An 18,615-nucleotide genomic window follows, 5' to 3' on the forward strand; every position below is an offset into this window, starting at 1 on the left:
CGATCATGTCTTGTCCCCGGACACAGCGTGTCTTGGGTCAGTGAGCTCGAAATAGGTACTGACGCTCACGCTCAGCAGGTCCTATATTTGACCACTTTTCATCGTTGATCGGCGAATACAAAGTGATTGATGCACCATTGGTATTTCGCGAGTGCTTTTTATAGCCGACCGCGTTCAACCATTTACGGATCGCAAGCAGAAGCTGTTCGTCTGTCGCATCGAGCCTATCGAGGTGGTTTTCTTTGACAAGCGTAAGCACGTCGTCTGCCGCAAACAGATCGAGTTTTTTTATGACATTCTCAAGCTTCGAATAGTCCAATACATCATTACCATCGGCATGAAAGCTATCACGTATCAGCTTACGCTTGGCCTCAGTCATCGGCGGGTCTTCATCAAAGCGAACAGACCCGACACCTGCAATGCTTACGCCATCGTCGGACATCACAATCCGCTCACGCGCCCAAACATTTATCAACCACCAACGGACAGCAGCCATATCCTCCTTACTGGAGTAATGCTTTGCAAGCTGCTGGTTGTGCCTGCCTTTCTCATCAATCTCTTCAGGGCATGGCTGTAAATAGCAAATGCGTCGATCATCATCAGGGCAGTAAAACTTATAGCCGGGGTTGCGATGAACGATATAATTCGTACCATTCGGCACACGTACTTGGCTTTCTCGCTGCATCGGGCGGACAGCAATAAAGTCGTCAGTGATCGGCGCCTTCATATTTTCATACGCGGCCTTTGCTTCTTTCCACGTACCAAACCCAATTTCCTCACCAAATAAATTTGCCGACGAGACCTGCCAGTTATTGTATTTATCCAATATCTGGGTCACACCAAAGGTTCCGCAATTGCTCCAGCCAAAAAGAGTATTGAAGCCATTTTTCATCTGGCCTTTGCCAATACCTTGCGCACTTTCGATTACCAGTTGCCAGCGCACTTTACGACCGGGTTCCATACAACGAGCTGCCCAATAATCGAGCAGTATCGACTGCTGGTGCTTATCGTCGGGAAATAGACGCTCTACTTCGTTCTCGAACCACTCATGATTGCCTTCGACAGGCGCGAGAGTAGTGTCATACCAGACATTAAGCGCGTGATCCTCATGCGTGCCCATATCGATTGCTACAAAGCGCTCTCGCCCCGGGAACCATGCAGCCATCTTCACTGAGCGCAGATTTATTCCCGCCTTACCTGTCTTGATAGCAGTCAGCAGCGAACCTTTACCGCCCGATCTAGCCCAACCGGGGCCATTTTCATTCTCGAACACGCGATCATCGAAGACTTCACCTGTTTCGACGTTTATGCGGTTGCCAGTAGCTCGGTCATACACAAAAGTTGCATTTAGCCAGTTTGCATAGTCTTCAAGGCTGGCGGCGGCTTCCAATTTGCGAAGCTTGCCTTTTTCAGCTTTCACTTCCCGCGCCTTCTGCGCGTTAGCCTGTCGCTTTGCCTTCGTATCGCTGACTGCATGAAGGAGTAAAGGTTCGTCCAATGGGTCAACGTCGTCGAAATCATTCGCTGCTTCTTCAAAATCAGGCTTAATCAAGTGCGCAACACCCGCGTCTGACAAATGTTTATAAAGAGTACCCGCGGTAATACGCACTGTAGCATCTGAACTGAGACCATCCCAACGACGAGCTATCACCTCTGCTTGATCTGCATATGCAGAGTCACCAATCGACCATAAGACGAATTCGTCACAACCTGCTCCAGAGGTTGCGTCATGACAGGCCATCATCAACTCCAGCCATCTGTCATGGTCACCGCTATAAATTGAAACATCCAGATGCTCTAATGCATCCGCCAGCCATTCGGGTGATTTATTACCGCTGCCACAAGCGGAAGATGCGACATTTTTTTCACCAAGCGCAATCAACTCGAATGGGGCAAATGGCAGTCCCAAATCGTCTTCAAGCGGATCAATATCCCGAATTACAACATATTCCCGACCCGTATCAGGATGACATGAGCCGGGGGCCACGACTTGGCGGCCAATGCATTTGAGTTCGACGCCGGGGTAGCCTTCTTTGCTGAGGTCATTCTTCAAAGGACCTACGCCAACGGGTAAACGCATATAAACGTGCAACCCGCCTGAGCCAGTTTGAACGGTTGGAAAAGCAGAAGCATCGATAGCTAAATCGGCCTGCAAGCGCTGCCATGAATCATCGCCACCATTGCGAGGATCAACATCGACAACAAGGTCATATGCACCAAGCACGACCCCTACATTCTTACCCTCAAGCAATCGCTTTTCAGCTTCATCGGCGTCGAACCTTACTCTTAAATCGGTAGTCCAGTTTTTGTGAACTGGCCGCTTACCTGCAAGGGCGATAAAGTCGGCACTGCGAAGGAATGTTGGCTGCTTGGCAGCGATTTTTGACGTAATTCTAGTGTCATCAGACATAGTCTAATCCTCTTAGTTAAGTTGCAATGTCTGTCTGGCGGATGAGCCCAATCCATTCCGGCTCATACGTGGGGCGCTTTCAACTACGGTTGATAGTGCCCCACTCTTTTTGGCTATCAGCTAGAGCTGTCTAGAAAGTTAATTGGTCACAAAGGCGTCTAGATCGTCTCGATGGTAGCGGACCAAGCGATCTTGGATGATGTGATATTTGGGGCCCTGTCCCCTCGCCCTCCAGTTCCTAAGGGTTCCCGAAGTCGAGCCGAGATAGGCAGCGGCTGCGTCCGGATCCAACCAAGGGGTCGAAATTTGATTTAGCTCTTCCCGCACAACGGTGCGGATCGCGTCAATTGTGAGTTCTTGCATTTGCCAGCTCCAGAAAAAGTAAGGCCGGGCAAATTGCCCGGCCTTAGTTGGGGACTTACCCACTCTTGCTAGTTCAGGTTGATGGAACAGGAACCCATCATTCAGGAGCACTCAGCGCTAATTTGAAACCCAAAGGATCGACGTAGTCAGTTTCCCTCACAGCTTGAATTTTGGGCACTGCGTGGGAAAAGATGAAGTCCTCCAGTGCCTGAGTGTGAACCCGCAGGTGTTCGACAAGATGTGAAGCATGTACGTAGCCACCTGAGGCTCCCGGTAGCTTCTGGCCGAGTAGCAGCGCACTTTCTGCATAGGGCACTCCAGAAGCAATATAGAGCGTCCTGGCATGGTGGCGATATTCATGTGGACTGGGCAGATTATCCTCCCTTGGTTCCATGACGTGGCCGCATTTGCTGCTTGCTGACGGCCACAACCATTCACTGCCGAGCGGTTCGTCAGTATCCATCCTCACGCCGAGAATCTGGGCGAGCCTCCGACCCATTGGCAGCTGCAAAGCCTCATCACTTGTCTTCATGTGGGTAAGCGTCAGGATCGCCTTTTCGACATCTACCTCGGATCTTTTTACCTGAAGGATCGAAGATCGGCGTGCGCCAGTCAGCAACATGGCAACATGCAAATCGCGCCGCATCGGTGCCAGCTTCATCACCTTCTGCCACCAATCGCTAATGTCCAACGGCGCGACCTTACGACGCTTCGTTGATGGAACGTGCAAGGCAGCTACCGGATTGCCAGTCAATGTCTCATCGATGCGCATGGCTGTATTCACGACTGCCCGAAGCGTCCGCATGACACTCGCAGCAGTTGTCTCGCCGTGCTTGCGCTTCAACTCCGCATACAGGTCACGCACCATTTGACGCGAGATGTCGGCAATAGCTTTCTTTCTCCAATGCTTCAGATAATGATCAAGGTGGTAGCGATAGCCTTCCTCTGTACGAGGGCGATGCGTCTTTTCCTCAAGGTGGGCATCCAATGCCTTTTCGAGGGTAATACCTGTTTCGGCAGGGCCTTCAGTCGGGTCAATGCCTGACTGTATCTGAGACATGATGGACTTCGCTTTATTGCGGGCATCGCGAAGGCCAATCCTGTCCACCCGATCAATTTTGACCCGGACAGTTCGGACATGGCGGCCATTGCGCCTTACGTCGCCTTGGCAAGAATATGTCTTTGTGGTTTTGTGGCAAACAACCATCAACCCCTTCACTTGGGCATCTCGATGTATACCTGATCCCAAGGGCATCTCCCGGATGCGGGCTTCAGTTAGATTGGATACGGACATTCAACACTCTCCTTCAAGTACCGCGTCAAACACCGAACGGCCGCCATCCTTGGCTGCCTCTGAATGACGCTGAGTGATTGGAATGTCGTGGTTTTACTAGCTTGCGAGCCCTAAAGTGACCATCAGTTACACTGAATTACCACTTAATGCGGAACTCTTAATCAGCGGGTCGTGGGTTCGAACCCCTCAGCGTCTACCATTTCCACTCCCCACCATAGTCGCGGTTCCGGGCCCCCATATCCCTACGCTTTTAGCAATTCTTTACATGGCCTTCCGTGACTCCCGTTGACAGTGCATATGCTCCCGCCTAACTTGTAGACAGTGTCAACTCATGTAAAATGAGGGGCCGGGTCGAGGATGATTCATAATGTGCGCGACGTTCGCTTTGCTTTCTCCATTACAGAAAGTGCGCCCCCGGCCATGACGCCGGATGCTGACCAACCGTCCCGGCTCGATTTGCGGGAAGCGTGCATAACCGAAGCCACCGCGATCATAGAATCGCGCGGGATCGAGAGTCTCAGCCTGCGCGAAGTCGCGCGCCGGCTTGGCGTATCCCACCAGGCACCCTATCGCCATTTCCCCAGCCGCGACCATGTTCTGGCCGAGGTCATCCGCCGGTCCTTTGCCGAGTTTGCCGCCGCATTGAATGCGCCGCCCCAAACGGACAATATCGGCGCAGATGCGCTGGCCATGGGCATGGCCTATGTCCATTTCGCCCTGTCGCGGCCGCTGCAATACCGGCTGATCTTTGGCGGCGCGCTTCCCGATCCCCAACGTCATGGTGAAATGCTGCAGGGCGCGCGGGCGGCCTTTGGCGTGCTCCAGACGTTGTTGAACCGCATATTCACCGAACGGGGGCAGCCCTTCGATCAGGAAGCCATTGATCGCGAAGCCCTGTTCATCTGGTCGAGCCTGCACGGCATTGTCAGCCTGATGCGCAGCGACGCGCTCGATACCCTGGAACTTAGTCCTGAAACCCGAAACGGCTTTGCAATGACCGCCTTGCAACGTGTTGGCATCGCCTTGGGGGTCGCACAAGCGCCACCCTCGGCACCGCAATCAAAGGAAATGGAACGATGAACGAGATTTACGAAGGTCGCTGGATCGCTCGCCTTGATGAGCCCTTTGTCGTGCTGCTGATCGGCATCCGCATCAACAAGCCATGGCACATCCACCGCTGGCTTCCGCTGGTGTTCCAGATGTCGCAAATGCTGCGCGAACTGAACGACAACGGGGACCCCGGCTTTCTGGGGGGCCAGACCTGGTTCGGCCGCACGACGGTTCTGATCCAATATTGGCGGTCAATGGAGGATTTGGAGCGTTATTCGACCGCGAAGCTCCCGAACCGGACCCCTGCCTGGGCCACATTCAACGAAGCGGTAAAGGCGACGGACAGCGTTGGCGCCTATCATGAACTTTATGCCATCGAGCAGGGCAGTTACGACAACGCGTTCATCAATATGCCGCGCACCTTGTTCAGTTCGGTGGCCCCCATCCGCGCGGTCGACGATGACAGCCCTTTTTCGGGCCCCTCAATGGCACATGGGTCGCGGCTCAGCGGTCCAGCCCCACGCTTTTGGGGCTTTTAAAACCGGATCATAGGGCGCCGTTCAAAGGGCCAAATCACCCTTTCCCGAACTTCGCCCCGAACGGCCCGTTCAACCGCACGATCATCAGGTTCAGGATCGCTGCAAAGCTGACCCACGCCAGATAGGGCACGATCAGCCAGCTCGCCAACAGCGAATAGGGCGTAAGCCCGATGCAGAGCGCGAGCACCGACCCCCAGAGGAACACCACCTCGAACAAGGCCCAGTCCGGACGGCGCATCGTGAAGAACAGCGGCGACCAGAGCAAATGGCAGACAAAGTTGACACCATAGAGGATCAGGATCGTCCTGCGCCCGTCGGCATCCGCCGCCCCTTCCCAACCAAGGACCGCGGCCCATGCGGCAAGGCCGAGGATCACCGTCCATGCGGGCCCGAACAACCAGTCGGGCGGTTGCCAGCGCGGTTTTTTGAGATTGCGGTACCACAGACCGATGGTGGTCAAGGCACCCCCCGCCCCGCCCAGCACGATGGCCCAGGCTATTGCGGCGATGATATGGGTTTCCGGCACTCCACGCTTATGGCCGTTAGCGGCCCGGCTTACAACCGGCGATTATCGCGTTTGTTAACTCGGCTGAAGCCTGCACAGCCTTTTTGTAAAGAAAAGCTAACATCCCGACACACGCCAACGCAATGGCTGAAACCCCCAAAAAAAATGACATTCCATCCCTCAACGCAGGAAAAAATCCCGCACATTTTCATTAATTCCCAATTTCAAAGAGCGCGCCCTTTTCCCGTTGGGAAAAGGGCTCATTGGGAGTGGCAAATGCGATCCTACATTTCAATGGCTTAGTATCCCAATGCGCCTTAAATGAGTGGGGTAAATATCCAGCGTTAATGCGCCAAGTAAGGGCCTCCCAAAAACGATCTTTTAGGAGCTCAAAGTCGACCTTTTGTTTTAGGCTTGGCGTTCACTTTGTTTTCCGGAGTTCTGTCTTCTAAAGCCAACTGAGAGTCTTCCATAACCGTAAGCCAATTCTGACTGGTGATGATTTCATCCGCAATTTTGCGTGCACCTTGTTGCCAAAAAATAGTAACTCTAAAGAAGCGACAGTTTTCAATGTCGCAGTCGACAAACCCGATAGCATTGGAAGGCTTAGCATCATTCCGTATTTCAACGGAATCAGATTGGTCAAATCGATTGCCTGTGAACTTCCCGTTTCCTAACATTGGGATGATATTCGCTGGTCCTATCAGCTCACAATTGATGAATTTCTTTCCTATGATGATTTGATCATAAGGGTTTATTAGGTCAGCAATTTTTATCCGTTTATCTACAAAGATGCTCTCCATTGGGTCAAACGGAGAGCTCTCACCTATAAGTCGCTTTGCGGTATCCACCTGCAGCCGCCAAAGTCTGTTCTTAGTTATTGCGGCTAGACCCAAGGACGACAAGAAAAAGCCCATTAGACCTGCTGAAAAAACACCGAATGGGCCTAAGGCAGCGATCCAGCTAACACCCGAAGATAAATACCCACTCATTAGGGCGACGGCACCCGCAGGAAGAGCCGTCCAAAAAGTGACAATTTCTGACAGCCGTGTAACGCCTGACCCGAGTGATTTCTTTATCTTTTCCATAGCCATAATCCTGCCCCATCCGGATCCGAATGTGGAGTCGAATTGTCCTACATTGTTCAAAACAGGACATCGCTAATTTTACAGTTAATTAAGCCCCATCTAAAACGCCGGCCACGACCAGTGGCCGTCATTTTCTACCGCAAAACGCCCTAACTGACAGGGCGGGGGACTTGGGATAGGTCTGGCCCCATGAAACCGTCCCCCCGTTTTCCGGCAACACGCGAAGATGCCCTGGACCGGCTGGACCATTTCGCGCCCCATGCCGCGCACGCCTATGCCACCGGCCGCAACACCGATTTCGGACCGGATCAGCCGGGCGCCGTGTCGCGCCTGTCGCCCTATGTGCGGTACCGGTTGATTACAGAGGAAGAGGTCGTCGCCGCCGTGCTGGACCGCCATAGCCTGGCCGCGGCGGAAAAATATGTGCAGGAGGTGCTGTGGCGCACCTATTGGAAGGGATGGCTGGAAATGCGGCCGTCGGTGTGGACCCGCTTTCGTGCGGGGCGCGACCGGTGGCGCGACAGTTGGACCGACCACGCCGGTCTGGCGGATGCCGAAGGCGGGCGGACCGGCATTGACGGGTTTGACCATTGGGCGCGCGAGCTGGTCGATACGGGGTATCTGCACAACCATGCACGGATGTGGTTTGCGTCCATCTGGATTTTCACGCTGCGCCTGCCGTGGGAATTGGGGGCGGATTTCTTTTTGCGGCACCTGATCGATGCGGACGCCGCCAGCAACACGCTGTCGTGGCGCTGGGTGGCGGGGTTGCAGACCGCGGGCAAAAGCTATCTCGCCACGCGGGAGAATATCGCGCGGTTCACCAATGGCCGGTTCGCGCCGGATGGGCTGGCAACGCAAGCCTTTGACCTGAGCGAGGAGCCCGCGCCGCCTGCCCTGCCTCTGCCGCCGGTGGAGCGGTTCGACCCCGCGCAACCCGCGCTGTTGCTGGTCACGCATGAGGATATGACGCCGGAGAACCAGTTGGCCCCAAGCGCGCGGATCGCAGGGGCGGTGATGTCGGGCGGGAACAATAATTTGTGGGGCGCAAAGGCACAGGATTTTGTGGACAGCGCGTTGAGCGACACCGCGGCGCGGGTGGGTTTCCAGATGGGATGCGACGTTGCGACCTATCCGCACATTACATCGGAACAGGTGATTGCATCGGCCCATTTTGCCGGGGTCCGGCAGGTCCTGACCGCTTATGCGCCGGTGGGGCCGATGGCGGACGATCTGGCGCAGATGGGCAAGGATTTAAAGGCGGCGGGCATCACCCTGTGTCCGGTCCGCCGCCAATGGGACGAGGATTTCTGGCCCCATGCGACCAGGGGTTTCTTTCCGTTCAAGGAACAGATTCCGGCGATCCTGCAAAAACGCCGGATGCTTTAGGGGCGGGGGGCCGCTTTGATCAGGCCCGCCTTGGTCAGCGCGTCGCGCATCTTTTTGGAAAGCGTTGCAGGCGGGCAGAGCCGGACCGCGTCGGTCCATTGCACGCCCTGGCTGGGCGAATTGGCGCGGACAACCGCCTGGCCATTGGGGCGCGGCGCCACTTCCAACGGGCCTTCATTCACCATGACAAAGCCGCCTGCGACCTTGCTGCTGCGGACCAGTGGTTCGGTTTCATTGGCGGGGCCCATGCTTTGTTTGGGGCCGTAGAAATAGAAGGTGCCGAACCGTTTCCCGCCAAAGACATGCGCGGTGGTGGCGGTTTCGCATTTGGTGTCGGTTTTGACCCAGACACCTTCGGCGATCGGCAATTTCGCAGTTTGCGCCGCGAGTGGAACCGCGAGGCCCAGACCAGCCATGACGCCCAAGATGCACCCTGTTGTTCGTGCCACGGCAAGTCCCCCTATTTCCCGAAGGCCCGAGCATAGCGCATTTTTGTCGCGCCCACAATCGCGGGGGGGTTCAGGTGAAGTGGAGCCGCCGGTATTTCCCGCGAAAATAGAGCAGCGGATCGCGGCGGGGTTCAAAGCTCGCCTTTTCAACCTTGCCGACCAGCAGGAAATGGTCGCCCGCCTCATGCAGGGCATTGCGCGTGCATTCGAAGATGCCGAGCGAGCTGGGCAGGATGGGGGCGCCATATTCGCCCACTTCCCAACGGGTTCCGGCAAAGCGGTCCTCCCCTTTCCCTGCGAACAGGTTTGACACCGGCTGCTGCCCGATTTGCAGCACGTTGACCGCGAAGCTTTCGGCCGAGCGCAAGGTCTCCGCACTGCCCGCATTGTTGGCGATGCAGACGAGCAGGAGCGGCGGATCGAGCGATACGCTGGTAAAGCTGTTGGCGGTGAGGCCAATGGGTTTGCCGTCGGCGGCGTGCGCGGTGATGATGGTGATGCCGGTCGCAAAGCAGCCCATCGCGTCGCGCAAGGTGCGGGCGTCGGAGCCCGAGCGATATTCGGGAATGAAGCGCGGTTGCTTGCGCTCCAGAAAGTCGATGAGCAGGCCGTTAAAGGCTTCGGTGCGTTCGGCGTTGACGAGCAAGCCGCCGCCATCGACGTCAATAGCCTCCACATCGGGAAAGGCCGCCACAAAGGCAGGCGACGCGGTATCGGGCTCCACGCTGCCCAAGGCCCCGCGGATCAAGAGGACGGGGATATTGATATGCGGTGCCGCCACCGACAGGCGCTCGCCCGTTCCGTCGACATGGAACAGATCAAGCAGCTTCGTGTCATAATCGGGCTTTGCCAGACCCTGCAGCAGCGAGGCCGACACTGTCTCGGCCGCGGCGCGAACGGTTTGCCCGCCCTTCTCCGCCGGGGGATCGACAAGGATCAGGCCCGAGGCGAGCGTTGCGGCATCCTCGGCGAGCGCGGCGGTCGCGATCCAGCCGCTGTGCATGGCGGCCACGACCACTGGCCGGGTCCGCATCTGTCCCAGCACGGCGCGCAGATCCTCGACATAGGCGTCAAAGCCGTAGCGGCTGTCCGATGACCAGTCGCTGCCGCCATGGCCGCGCAGGTCGACATTGATGACATGGCGTCCGGCCTGTTCCAGACCGACGGCGACATCTTCCCACACTTTGCGGGTTTGCCCGAACCCGTGCAGCAGGATGATCGACGGATCGTCCGCCGTGCCGATATCATCCGATTCGAGCCGGATGCCGGCAAATCCCTTGAATTCACGGACATATCTGATCGTCATCTGTCTGTTTCCAATATCTGTCCAGCGGTGTCATATAACCGATAGCAGGACATCCCGCGCACGGCAATTGTCTGGGTCCTCGCGTCTTATTACGCCCTGTCGGTCGGAATAACAGCCATAGTGATACGCGAAATGCAGACCAGTTTGCCCGCCTCGTCCTCGATCCGGATCGACCAGATCTGCGTGGTGCGGCCAATCGATTCCGCGCGCGCGGTTGCCGTGACGAAGCCGTCCTTGACCGGGCGGATATGGTTGGCGTTGATCTCCATCCCGACGGTTGCAAATTTGCTGCGATCGACGGTCATCGCCGCGCCTGTTGAACCGATGGTTTCGGCAAGCACCACCGACGCGCCGCCGTGCAAGCGGCCATAGGGCTGCTTCGTCCGCTCGTTCACCGGCATACGGGCCTGAAGCCAGTCATCGCCATAAGCGGTAAATTCAATCCCGACATAGCCGGGCATACAATCGCTGCTGCCTTTGGTCAGGCCTTCAAGGTCAAGCGTCTCGTCAAACCAGATTTTTGTCATGCCCTGCCCATAACCCGCAGGCACGCCATTGCAACACCGTCTTTTGCCTATAGCCCCAATGCCTTGCGGATTTCGGCCCAGCCCAGATATTTGAAATTCTGGGTCTGCGGCCGGTTGTCGCCATCTTGCGCGACGAACAGTCCGTCGGGAAAGGCGGGTCCGAAATCGCCGGGCATCAGTTCGATGCCATCGGTTTCCTGCACCCCGTCGAGCGCGCCATCGCCAATGCGGAAGCGTCCGACATAGGTGACGGCGGGCAAGCGATAGACGGCATAGGCGTTATCGCCCTGGCTGGAGACGAGCAGATAGCCGCCATCGGCTCCTTCTGGAGCGAGGGCCACACCTTCGGCGTCCATGACGATTTCCTTGCCATCGGCCTTGGCGAGTGCCGTGGCGGTGACCGGCGCGTCGGGCGCGGCGTCGAATTTCCACAGGCCCACATCTTCTTCGGTCACGTAAAGGATACCCGTGCGGTCATCGACGACGCAGCCTTCGGACTGGGTCGCAAGCTTCATGCTGCGCACGACCTTGCCGGTGGGGACAGGACCGCTGAGGTCAAGCGCGACCTGATCGATACGGCCATCTTTGAGGACGAGGAAGCCGAACAGCGCCTTGTCCGACGCCCGTTGCCACAGGCACATGCCATAGGCTTCGCCGGTGCCGACGGCGATGCTGCCGATGGGAACCAGTTGCCGGGCAGTGGTGTCGAGCCGGAACAGCGCCATCTTGGCGTTGGCAATATCCTGCCGGTCGCTGGCGGCCACGAGCACACCGGTCGTGCCGCCCATATCGTGCAGGTCGACATTGTTCAGCCGGGGCGACGGGGCGGAATGGAGCCGCTTGCCCTTCAGGTCATAGACATGGATCGCCGCCTGCTTGTCGGTCGCAACCACAAGACTTGCCGCCGGGTCAGCCGCATTGCGCCAGATGGCGGGATCGTCAGCGGCATCGTCGGCCGTTCCGACAGGATCGGTTTCGACCGAGGCGGTGACCGGCGCGGTGGGCAGCGGGCTCATCACCGGTTGCGGCGTGGAGGCGCAACCGGCGAGAAGCAGGGTCCCCAGGACAAAGACAGCGCGCATCAGAAGTTGACGCGGATGCCGCCCGAATAGCGACGGCCAAATTGCTCCCACTCGATGGTATACTGCCCATTGCGCACCGCCGGAATACCGCTGGCGTTCAGCAGGTTCGACGGGTCGGAATAGCGACGACCCGGGTTGTTGAGCAGGTTGGACGCATCGAAATAGACTTCAAAGCCCTTCGAAATTTCATAACGTGCCGAGAAATCGAGCTCGTCATCATCGGCCCAATAGGTGTCGCCTGCATCCGCCAGATCATCGGCAAAACCGTCTGCCCAGGTCGTGCGGTTCTGATATTGCAGACGCAGCGACAGACCGTATTTTTCGTAATAGGCGCCGACATTGTAAACAACCTGCGAAGTGCCCGGCAGCGGCACGCGGCGTTCCGGCGACGTGATGACACCCGCCGCATTGACGATGGCAGGCTTTTTGACTTCACTGTCGTTATAGGTTGCGTTCGCGGTCAGGCCAAAGCCGCCCATCCAGTCGGGCAGCCCCAGATCGGCCACATAAGGTTCAAGCTGGATCTGGGCGGCAGCCTCAAAACCGAAAATGCGCCCGGAACCACCATTGGTAATCCCGCTGAAGGCATATCCGGAGCGGTCAATACCGTTGGTATCCAGGGCGTTTGAACCGAATGTACGGCGCGAATTGTACAGCACATCTTCCACGCGCTTGTAAAACGCGCCGAGCATGAAATAGCCCTGTGGCTGGACATAATATTCATAATAGGCATCAACGCCATAGGCGCGTTCCGGCTTGACCGCAGGGTTACCGCCGGAAATGGATTGGTTGGCATCGTTGACCACAACATTGGGACGCAACTGGTCATAATCGGCGCGCGCAGCCCCGCTGGTGAACCCGATGCGCAGTTTCTCGTCATCGTTGACATCGAAATTCATGTGCAGGCTGGGGAAGGCCATGGTTGTGCTGCTAGACGCCTCAATCTCGCCGACCACGCCCGGAATTGTCGCAAGCGAACGGCCCCTGTTGGTCACCTTTTCCACGCGAACGCCGCCCACGACATTGCCCCAATCGAACTTGCTGTTCGCCATGATATATCCAGCCAGGACACGTTCGCGGACATTATAGTGGTTACCCGACACCGGCGTAAAACCGCGAACCGTTTTTGCACGTTCAAGATAATCGCGCATCGCGTCGAGATCAAAATAGCGGAATGTGTAGCCCAAAGGTATTTCGCCCCGGAACGGGATATCCAGTGAGAATTGGTCGTAGGTGGTACCAATACCTGCGGCCGTAAACTGTGCCGCAGAATTGAGCAGCAATTCACGCTCGCGGTTGATCTTGGTGCGTTGATCATATTGGAAGCCAGCGCGGAAAGTTGTTTCGCCGCCGAAGAGGTTAGTGTCGTGCGACAACTCGCCCTTGAACGTATAGGCTGAAGTAGGATCGACGGCATCGAGCGAGCGGAACGACGTCAGCGGCTTGGTAAAAGTGTCGATCGCCGTAACAGGCGTACCTGCCGAAAAGCGCGTTGGCAAAGTGAGCTGGTTGGTCGTGAACAACTGCACACGGGCAAGATTGTTATTGGTAAAATCATAAGCGACCGTTGGACGCAGGGTGCGGGTCGACGGGCTGTCCCAGCGGGTCTCGCCCACTACGGAGCGGTCGTCTATCGACTTGGTGTAATTGGCGACCCATTTCAGTCCCCAATTTTCACCAAGTTCATGCTTGCCCTCAATTGTATTTGTGAAAACCGATTGGCGGAACGCGCGCAATGTCGAACGCTGGTTGATGTCGACCCCGTAGACGGTTCCGGCAAAAGGACTGTTGATACACGCATCGGCATAGGCAGATGTCGTCGGCGTTGTTGTTCCGCCGGTGCAAGCTGCGGTATTTGCGACCAGATCGCCCTGACGGTCATCCAAGTCGAAGATATAGTTATCGCGCGCCTCATCATCGGTGAAGATGGTGTAGAGCGAGCGGACAGAAATCACATTGCCGGGGTCGGGACGAAAATCAATACGGCCGGAAATCGAATAGTTTTTACGGGTCAAACGATAGAGTTTGTTTTCCGTTTCGCGGGCCCAGAAGCGCGATTCAAAACCGGGCCGACGATCATTGGAAACCTGCTCCCAATCAATTTCAAAATTGTCGGTCAGCATGTTGCGTTCATAATAGCTGCCCGAAACAAGGATCCCGATTTCGCCAATATTGGTGTCAAACTTATTGGAAAGGGTTAGCGAACCTTCATATTCGCCACGCTTGCCCAATTCTGTCTGTCCAGCGCCCAGTTTTCCCGACAGATGGAAGCCATCATAATCGAGGCCCGAGCGGGTAATGATGTTTACATTGCCCGAAATTGTTTCGCCCGGCATGTCGGGGGTTACCGCCTTGGACACGATAATCTGCGCCGCCAGAGCTGACGGAATGGAATCAAACCGCACATCGCGGCCTTCGGGGCTGACGACGTTGATGCCGTCAAACGACAGGGTCGTCCAATAGTTCGGTGCACCGCGCAAGGAGATATAGCGCGCCTGACCCTGGTCACGCTCGACCGCGACGCCCGGAAGGCGGCCTGTGGCCTGCGCGATATTCTGGTCCGGCAGACGGCCAACCGAGTCCGATGCAACGACCGTGACGAGAGAATCGGAATTGCGCTGCACTTGCAAGGCGGCGGCTTCGGATTCGGCAATCGGGCGCGAACCGGTGACGACAATCGCCTCGCCTTCGTCGGCCGCGTCAGCGGGAGGAGCCTCTTGTGCGGCAACGGTCTGTGCCGAAAAGGCCACAATTGCGGCGCTTACCAGCATGGATGCTTTCAAAAGACGAACGGATGCGAATGTATGCGATTTCATGTACCTTGCCCCTGGCTAACCAACATGGTTTCCGGCGCATTAGGCAGGGCTTGTGACTCGACCGCTTATAAGCGATGACAAAATAGGGACGGAAATATTACATTTTTTATCGACCGATGCCGTAAAAACGTAATGTTTCCATGCCACCGCTCGGTGACCCGTAATAAAGGACGATATTCGTGAAGCCCGCGCCCGGTTTGAACACTCTCGAAGCCCAGAAAAACCTGGCCGCCAGCCGCTATTTCAACCGCGAATTGTCCTGGCTGAAATTTAACGAGCGCGTCCTCGAAGAAGCCGCCAATCCCGCACACCCGCTTTTGGAGCGGCTGCGTTTCCTGTCGATCTCGGGAACGAACCTCGACGAATTCTTCATGGTGCGCGTGGCGGGCCTGCGCGGGCAGCAGTCGCGCAAGATTGAAGAGCTATCTATTGATGGCCGCACGCCGTCTGAACAGTTGGCCGCCACGGTCGCCGCCGCCGACGCCTTGATGGCGGAGCAGCAAAAGCTTTGGAAGAAACTGCTCAAGGAACTGGCCACCGAAGGCATCAAGGTCGTCGAACCTGCCGCCATCGGCAAAACCCATGCCGCCGAAGTCGAACGCTATTTCCGCGAACAGATATTGCCCGTGCTAACACCGCAGGCGCTTGACCCGGCCCACCCCTTTCCGTTCATTCCCAACCAGGGCATCAGCCTGATATTCGACATGCGCCGCAAGGATGATGGCGAAGTCGTCCGGCAACTGGTGATGATCCCGTCGTCGCTGCGGCGCTTTGTGCGCCTGCCGGGTGCCGGAACCCGCTTTGTGACCATCGAAGATTTGATCCGCCATTTCGTCGGGCAGATGTTCCCCGACTATATATTGATCGCCGCCGGCGCGTTCCGCATCATCCGCGACAGCGATATCGAGGTGGAGGAAGAGGCCGAAGACCTCGTCCGCTATTTCCGAAGCGCCATCAAACGGCGGCGGCGGGGCAAGATTATCCGGTTGAAACTGGAAAAGGGCCTGCCCGCCGAACTGTCGACGCTGATCCGCACCGAACTCGGCGCGGGATCATCGCTCGTTGCGGAAACCGTCGGCTTTCTGGGGATCGGCGATTTGGCGCAACTGGTCGAGGAAGACCGCCCCTCGCTCAAATTCCCGCCCTATTCGCCGCGTTTTCCCGAACGCATCCTGGAACATGATGGCGATTGCTTTGCCGCCATCCGCCAAAAAGACATCGTCATCCACCACCCGTATGAAAGCTTCGACGTGGTGCTCGCCTTCCTGCAGCAGGCGGCGCGCGATCCCGATGTCGTGGCGATCAAGCAGACGCTCTACCGCGCAGGCAAACAATCGGCGGTCATCCGGGCGCTGTGCGAAGCCGCCGAGGCCGGCAAATCGGTCACCGCGATTGTCGAGCTGAAAGCCCGTTTCGACGAAGAACAGAATCTCCATTGGGCGTCGCAGCTTGAAAATAGCGGCGTGCAGGTCGTCTACGGCTTTGTCGACATGAAAACCCATGCCAAGATTTCGCTGGTCGTACGCCGCGAAGCCGATGGTTTTCGCACCTACTGCCATCTGGGCACGGGCAATTACCACCCGATCACCGCCAAGATATACACCGACATCAGCTTCTTCACCGCGGACCCGCGCGTCGGGCATGATGCGGGGCAGATCTTCAACTATATCACCGGCTATATTCCGCCGAGCAATCTGCAACTGCTGACGATGAGCCCGCTGGGCCTGCGCGAAAAGGTGATGGCGCTGATCGATCAGGAAATCGCCAATGTGCAGGCGGGCAAACCTGGTGCCGTCTGGGCAAAGCTGAATTCGCTGGTCGACAAGGAGGTCATCGACAAGCTTTACCAGGCGAGCGAGGCCGGCGTCGAAATCGACCTGGTGGTGCGCGGCATCTGTTGCCTGCGGCCGGGGGTCAAGGGCATGTCGTCGCGCATCCGTGTCAAATCGGTTGTGGGACGTTTTCTGGAACATAGCCGCATCTGGGCCATGGGCAACGGCGCGGATCTTCCCAATTCCAAGGCGAAAGTCTTCATCTCGTCGGCGGACTGGATGTCGCGCAATTTCGACCGGCGCGTCGAATATATGCTGCCCATCGAGAACCCGACGGTCCATGACCAGATTCTCGATCAGGTAATGGTTGCAAACCTTCTCGACAATCAGCAAAGCTGGATGTTGCGGTCCGATGGCCGTTATGAAAGGTTAAAGGCTGGCGATATGCCATTCAATCTGCACCATTATTTCATGACCAATGCGTCCTTGTCCGGTCGGGGCGGCGCTTTGGCCGATGAAAAGAAGGTGCCGACGCTTAGCCTCGTCCGGCGGAGATGAGATCAACACGCAAGGCCGTCATCGATATCGGCTCCAACACGATCCGTCTGGTCGTCTATGACGGCCTGCCGCGCGCGCCGATGCCGATTTACAATGAAAAAAGCCGGGTAGCGCTGGGCGCCTGCCTTGCGGGCGACGGCGTCATCAACAGCGCGACAATGAAAAAGGCGCTGGCCGCGCTTGGCCGGTTCGAGACGCTGGCCCGTGCGATGAAAGTGGACACGCTGCGCGTTGTCGCCACCGCGGCCACGCGCGAAGCCAAGAACGGCCAGCAACTGGTCGAAGGTGCTGCGGCACTGGGTATCCGCGTCGAAGTACTCGATGGCGAAACCGAAGCCACGGCGGCCGGCCTTGGTGTCATCAGCGACAATCCGCACGCCAATGGCTATGTCGGCGATCTGGGTGGCGGAAGCCTCGAATTGATCCGGGTTGCAGATGGCAAATTGCACGAACGGGTTTCCCTGCCGCTCGGCACGCTGCGGCAGGAAGCCCTCAAAGGCAAAACGACCAAGCAGATTACGCAGATGCTGCGGCAGGAAATTGCCGTCCTGAAGGGTGAAGACGGCTTTCCGTACGAACCCAACCTGCCCTTTTACATGATCGGCGGGTCGTGGCGGTCCTTTGCGCGGCTACATATGCATGACGCCGGTTATCCGCTGACCATCTTGTCCAATTACCAGATTCCACCCGATGCGCCGACGCGGCTGATGCCGCTGATCAACGACGAAGCCGCGCTTGCCCAGACCAAGGTCATTGCCTCTGCCCGTATGGCGGCGCTGCCGGGCGCCACAGCCTTGCTGGCGGCGGTCGTGCGCCTTCTGGAGCCGCGCGAGCTTGTCACCAGCGTCTATGGCCTGCGCGAAGGTTTGCTGTTCGACCAATTGTCCGATGCCGAACGCCGTGAAGATCCCCTGATCGCCGCGACCCGTTTTGAAGGCGAACGCCTCGCGCGTTTCCCCTTCCATGGCGATGCGCTGGCCGACTGGATTGCCCCCGTGTTCGCCGGACAAAGCGATGGCGATGCGCGTCTGTGCCGCGCCGCTTGCCTGCTGTCGGACAGCGTGTGGAATGTGAACCCCGAATATCGCGCCGATCATGCGCTTGATCTGGCGCTCGACGGAAACTGGCCGGGTGTCGTCGCCAGCGACCGTGCGATCATCGCCGCCGCTTTATGGACCGTGCATGCGGGCAAGCGGACGCTGCCGGAAATGCTGGCTAATCTCGCCAAGCCGGGTGCGCTGGCGCAGGCAGTAATCTGGGGCTTGGCGATCCGTCTGGCCCAGCGGCTCGACGGCGGCACCGGACGCGCCTTGTCCGACAGCCGGATCGAAGGCGACGACGCCATATTACGCCTGCGGTTGAGCGGTCAGGCAACAAGACTGCGTTCCAACTCGGTCCAGCGCCGGTTGCAGGCACTGGCCGAAGCCTTGGGCTATGGTCGTTCGGAGATTGTGACGGGCTGATCGG

The 18,615-nt window shown here is 57.4% G+C and carries 15 protein-coding genes; 5 read left to right on the top strand and 10 right to left on the bottom strand.

Going from position 1 to position 18,615, the window contains the following annotated elements; genetic code table 11:
• Window positions 1–37: 37 nt before the first annotated feature.
• The 3 genes from EUU25_RS09410 to EUU25_RS09420 form a co-directional block, all read right to left on the bottom strand.
• On the bottom strand, window positions 38–2,410 hold the full coding sequence (locus EUU25_RS09410; RefSeq protein WP_158900399.1) for a bifunctional DNA primase/polymerase: 2,373 nt from the start codon (window positions 2,408–2,410) through the stop codon (window positions 38–40).
• Window positions 2,411–2,548: 138 nt separating this feature from the next.
• Complete coding sequence (locus EUU25_RS09415; RefSeq protein WP_158900401.1) at window positions 2,549–2,773, bottom strand: helix-turn-helix transcriptional regulator; 225 nt, start codon at window positions 2,771–2,773, stop codon at window positions 2,549–2,551.
• Between the two features lie 97 nt (window positions 2,774–2,870).
• Complete coding sequence (locus tag EUU25_RS09420) at window positions 2,871–4,067, bottom strand: site-specific integrase (RefSeq protein ID WP_158900403.1); 1,197 nt, start codon at window positions 4,065–4,067, stop codon at window positions 2,871–2,873.
• 357 nt (window positions 4,068–4,424) lie between these two features.
• On the opposite strand from EUU25_RS09420, the gene EUU25_RS09425 reads away from it, so the two are divergent.
• Both EUU25_RS09425 and EUU25_RS09430 read left to right on the top strand, forming a co-directional pair.
• On the top strand, window positions 4,425–5,147 hold the full coding sequence (locus EUU25_RS09425; protein ID WP_158900405.1) for a TetR/AcrR family transcriptional regulator: 723 nt from the start codon (window positions 4,425–4,427) through the stop codon (window positions 5,145–5,147).
• Window positions 5,144–5,656, top strand: a complete 513-nt coding sequence (locus tag EUU25_RS09430; RefSeq protein ID WP_158900407.1) for a DUF4188 domain-containing protein — start codon at window positions 5,144–5,146, stop codon at window positions 5,654–5,656. The genes EUU25_RS09425 and EUU25_RS09430 overlap by 4 nt, the downstream gene beginning before the upstream one ends.
• Before the next feature lie 34 nt (window positions 5,657–5,690).
• Here the strand turns inward: EUU25_RS09430 and EUU25_RS09435 are convergent, their stop codons facing one another.
• Window positions 5,691–6,182 (bottom strand): TspO/MBR family protein, encoded by a 492-nt coding sequence (locus tag EUU25_RS09435; RefSeq protein ID WP_246162636.1) that lies wholly within the window; start codon window positions 6,180–6,182, stop codon window positions 5,691–5,693.
• 368 nt (window positions 6,183–6,550) lie between these two features.
• Window positions 6,551–7,249, bottom strand: coding sequence for a hypothetical protein (locus EUU25_RS09440; protein ID WP_158900409.1), 699 nt, complete (start codon window positions 7,247–7,249; stop codon window positions 6,551–6,553).
• Window positions 7,250–7,438: 189 nt separating this feature from the next.
• Between EUU25_RS09440 and EUU25_RS09445 the strand changes: the two genes are divergently transcribed.
• On the top strand, window positions 7,439–8,638 hold the full coding sequence (locus EUU25_RS09445) for an FAD-binding domain-containing protein (protein WP_158900411.1): 1,200 nt from the start codon (window positions 7,439–7,441) through the stop codon (window positions 8,636–8,638).
• On the opposite strand, the gene EUU25_RS09450 is transcribed toward EUU25_RS09445, so the two are convergent.
• The 5 genes from EUU25_RS09450 to EUU25_RS09470 form a co-directional block, all read right to left on the bottom strand.
• Entirely contained in the window at window positions 8,635–9,087 is a 453-nt protein-coding gene (locus EUU25_RS09450) for a hypothetical protein (RefSeq protein ID WP_158900413.1), read from the bottom strand. The genes EUU25_RS09445 and EUU25_RS09450 overlap by 4 nt on opposite strands.
• 70 nt (window positions 9,088–9,157) lie before the next feature.
• Window positions 9,158–10,393: an alpha/beta fold hydrolase gene (locus EUU25_RS09455; RefSeq protein WP_158900415.1), complete on the bottom strand. Its 1,236-nt coding sequence runs from the start codon at window positions 10,391–10,393 to the stop codon at window positions 9,158–9,160.
• An 89-nt stretch (window positions 10,394–10,482) separates the two neighbouring features.
• Window positions 10,483–10,920 (bottom strand): hotdog fold thioesterase, encoded by a 438-nt coding sequence (locus EUU25_RS09460; RefSeq protein WP_158900417.1) that lies wholly within the window; start codon window positions 10,918–10,920, stop codon window positions 10,483–10,485.
• Between the two features lie 47 nt (window positions 10,921–10,967).
• A complete protein-coding gene (locus EUU25_RS09465; RefSeq protein ID WP_158900419.1) occupies window positions 10,968–12,002 on the bottom strand; it encodes a phytase in 1,035 nt (344 codons plus the stop codon).
• Window positions 12,002–14,818, bottom strand: a complete 2,817-nt coding sequence (locus EUU25_RS09470) for a TonB-dependent receptor (RefSeq protein ID WP_158900421.1) — start codon at window positions 14,816–14,818, stop codon at window positions 12,002–12,004. Before EUU25_RS09470 ends, EUU25_RS09465 begins: the two co-directional genes overlap by 1 nt.
• 179 nt (window positions 14,819–14,997) lie before the next feature.
• Between EUU25_RS09470 and EUU25_RS09475 the strand changes: the two genes are divergently transcribed.
• On the top strand, window positions 14,998–17,148 hold the full coding sequence (locus EUU25_RS09475) for an RNA degradosome polyphosphate kinase (RefSeq protein WP_187351262.1): 2,151 nt from the start codon (window positions 14,998–15,000) through the stop codon (window positions 17,146–17,148).
• Window positions 17,145–18,611: a Ppx/GppA family phosphatase gene (locus EUU25_RS09480; protein ID WP_158900423.1), complete on the top strand. Its 1,467-nt coding sequence runs from the start codon at window positions 17,145–17,147 to the stop codon at window positions 18,609–18,611. The genes EUU25_RS09475 and EUU25_RS09480 overlap by 4 nt, the downstream gene beginning before the upstream one ends.
• Window positions 18,612–18,615 lie beyond the last annotated feature (4 nt).

This window comes from Sphingorhabdus lacus (assembly GCF_009768975.1).
Classification (GTDB): domain Bacteria; phylum Pseudomonadota; class Alphaproteobacteria; order Sphingomonadales; family Sphingomonadaceae; genus Sphingorhabdus_B; species Sphingorhabdus_B lacus.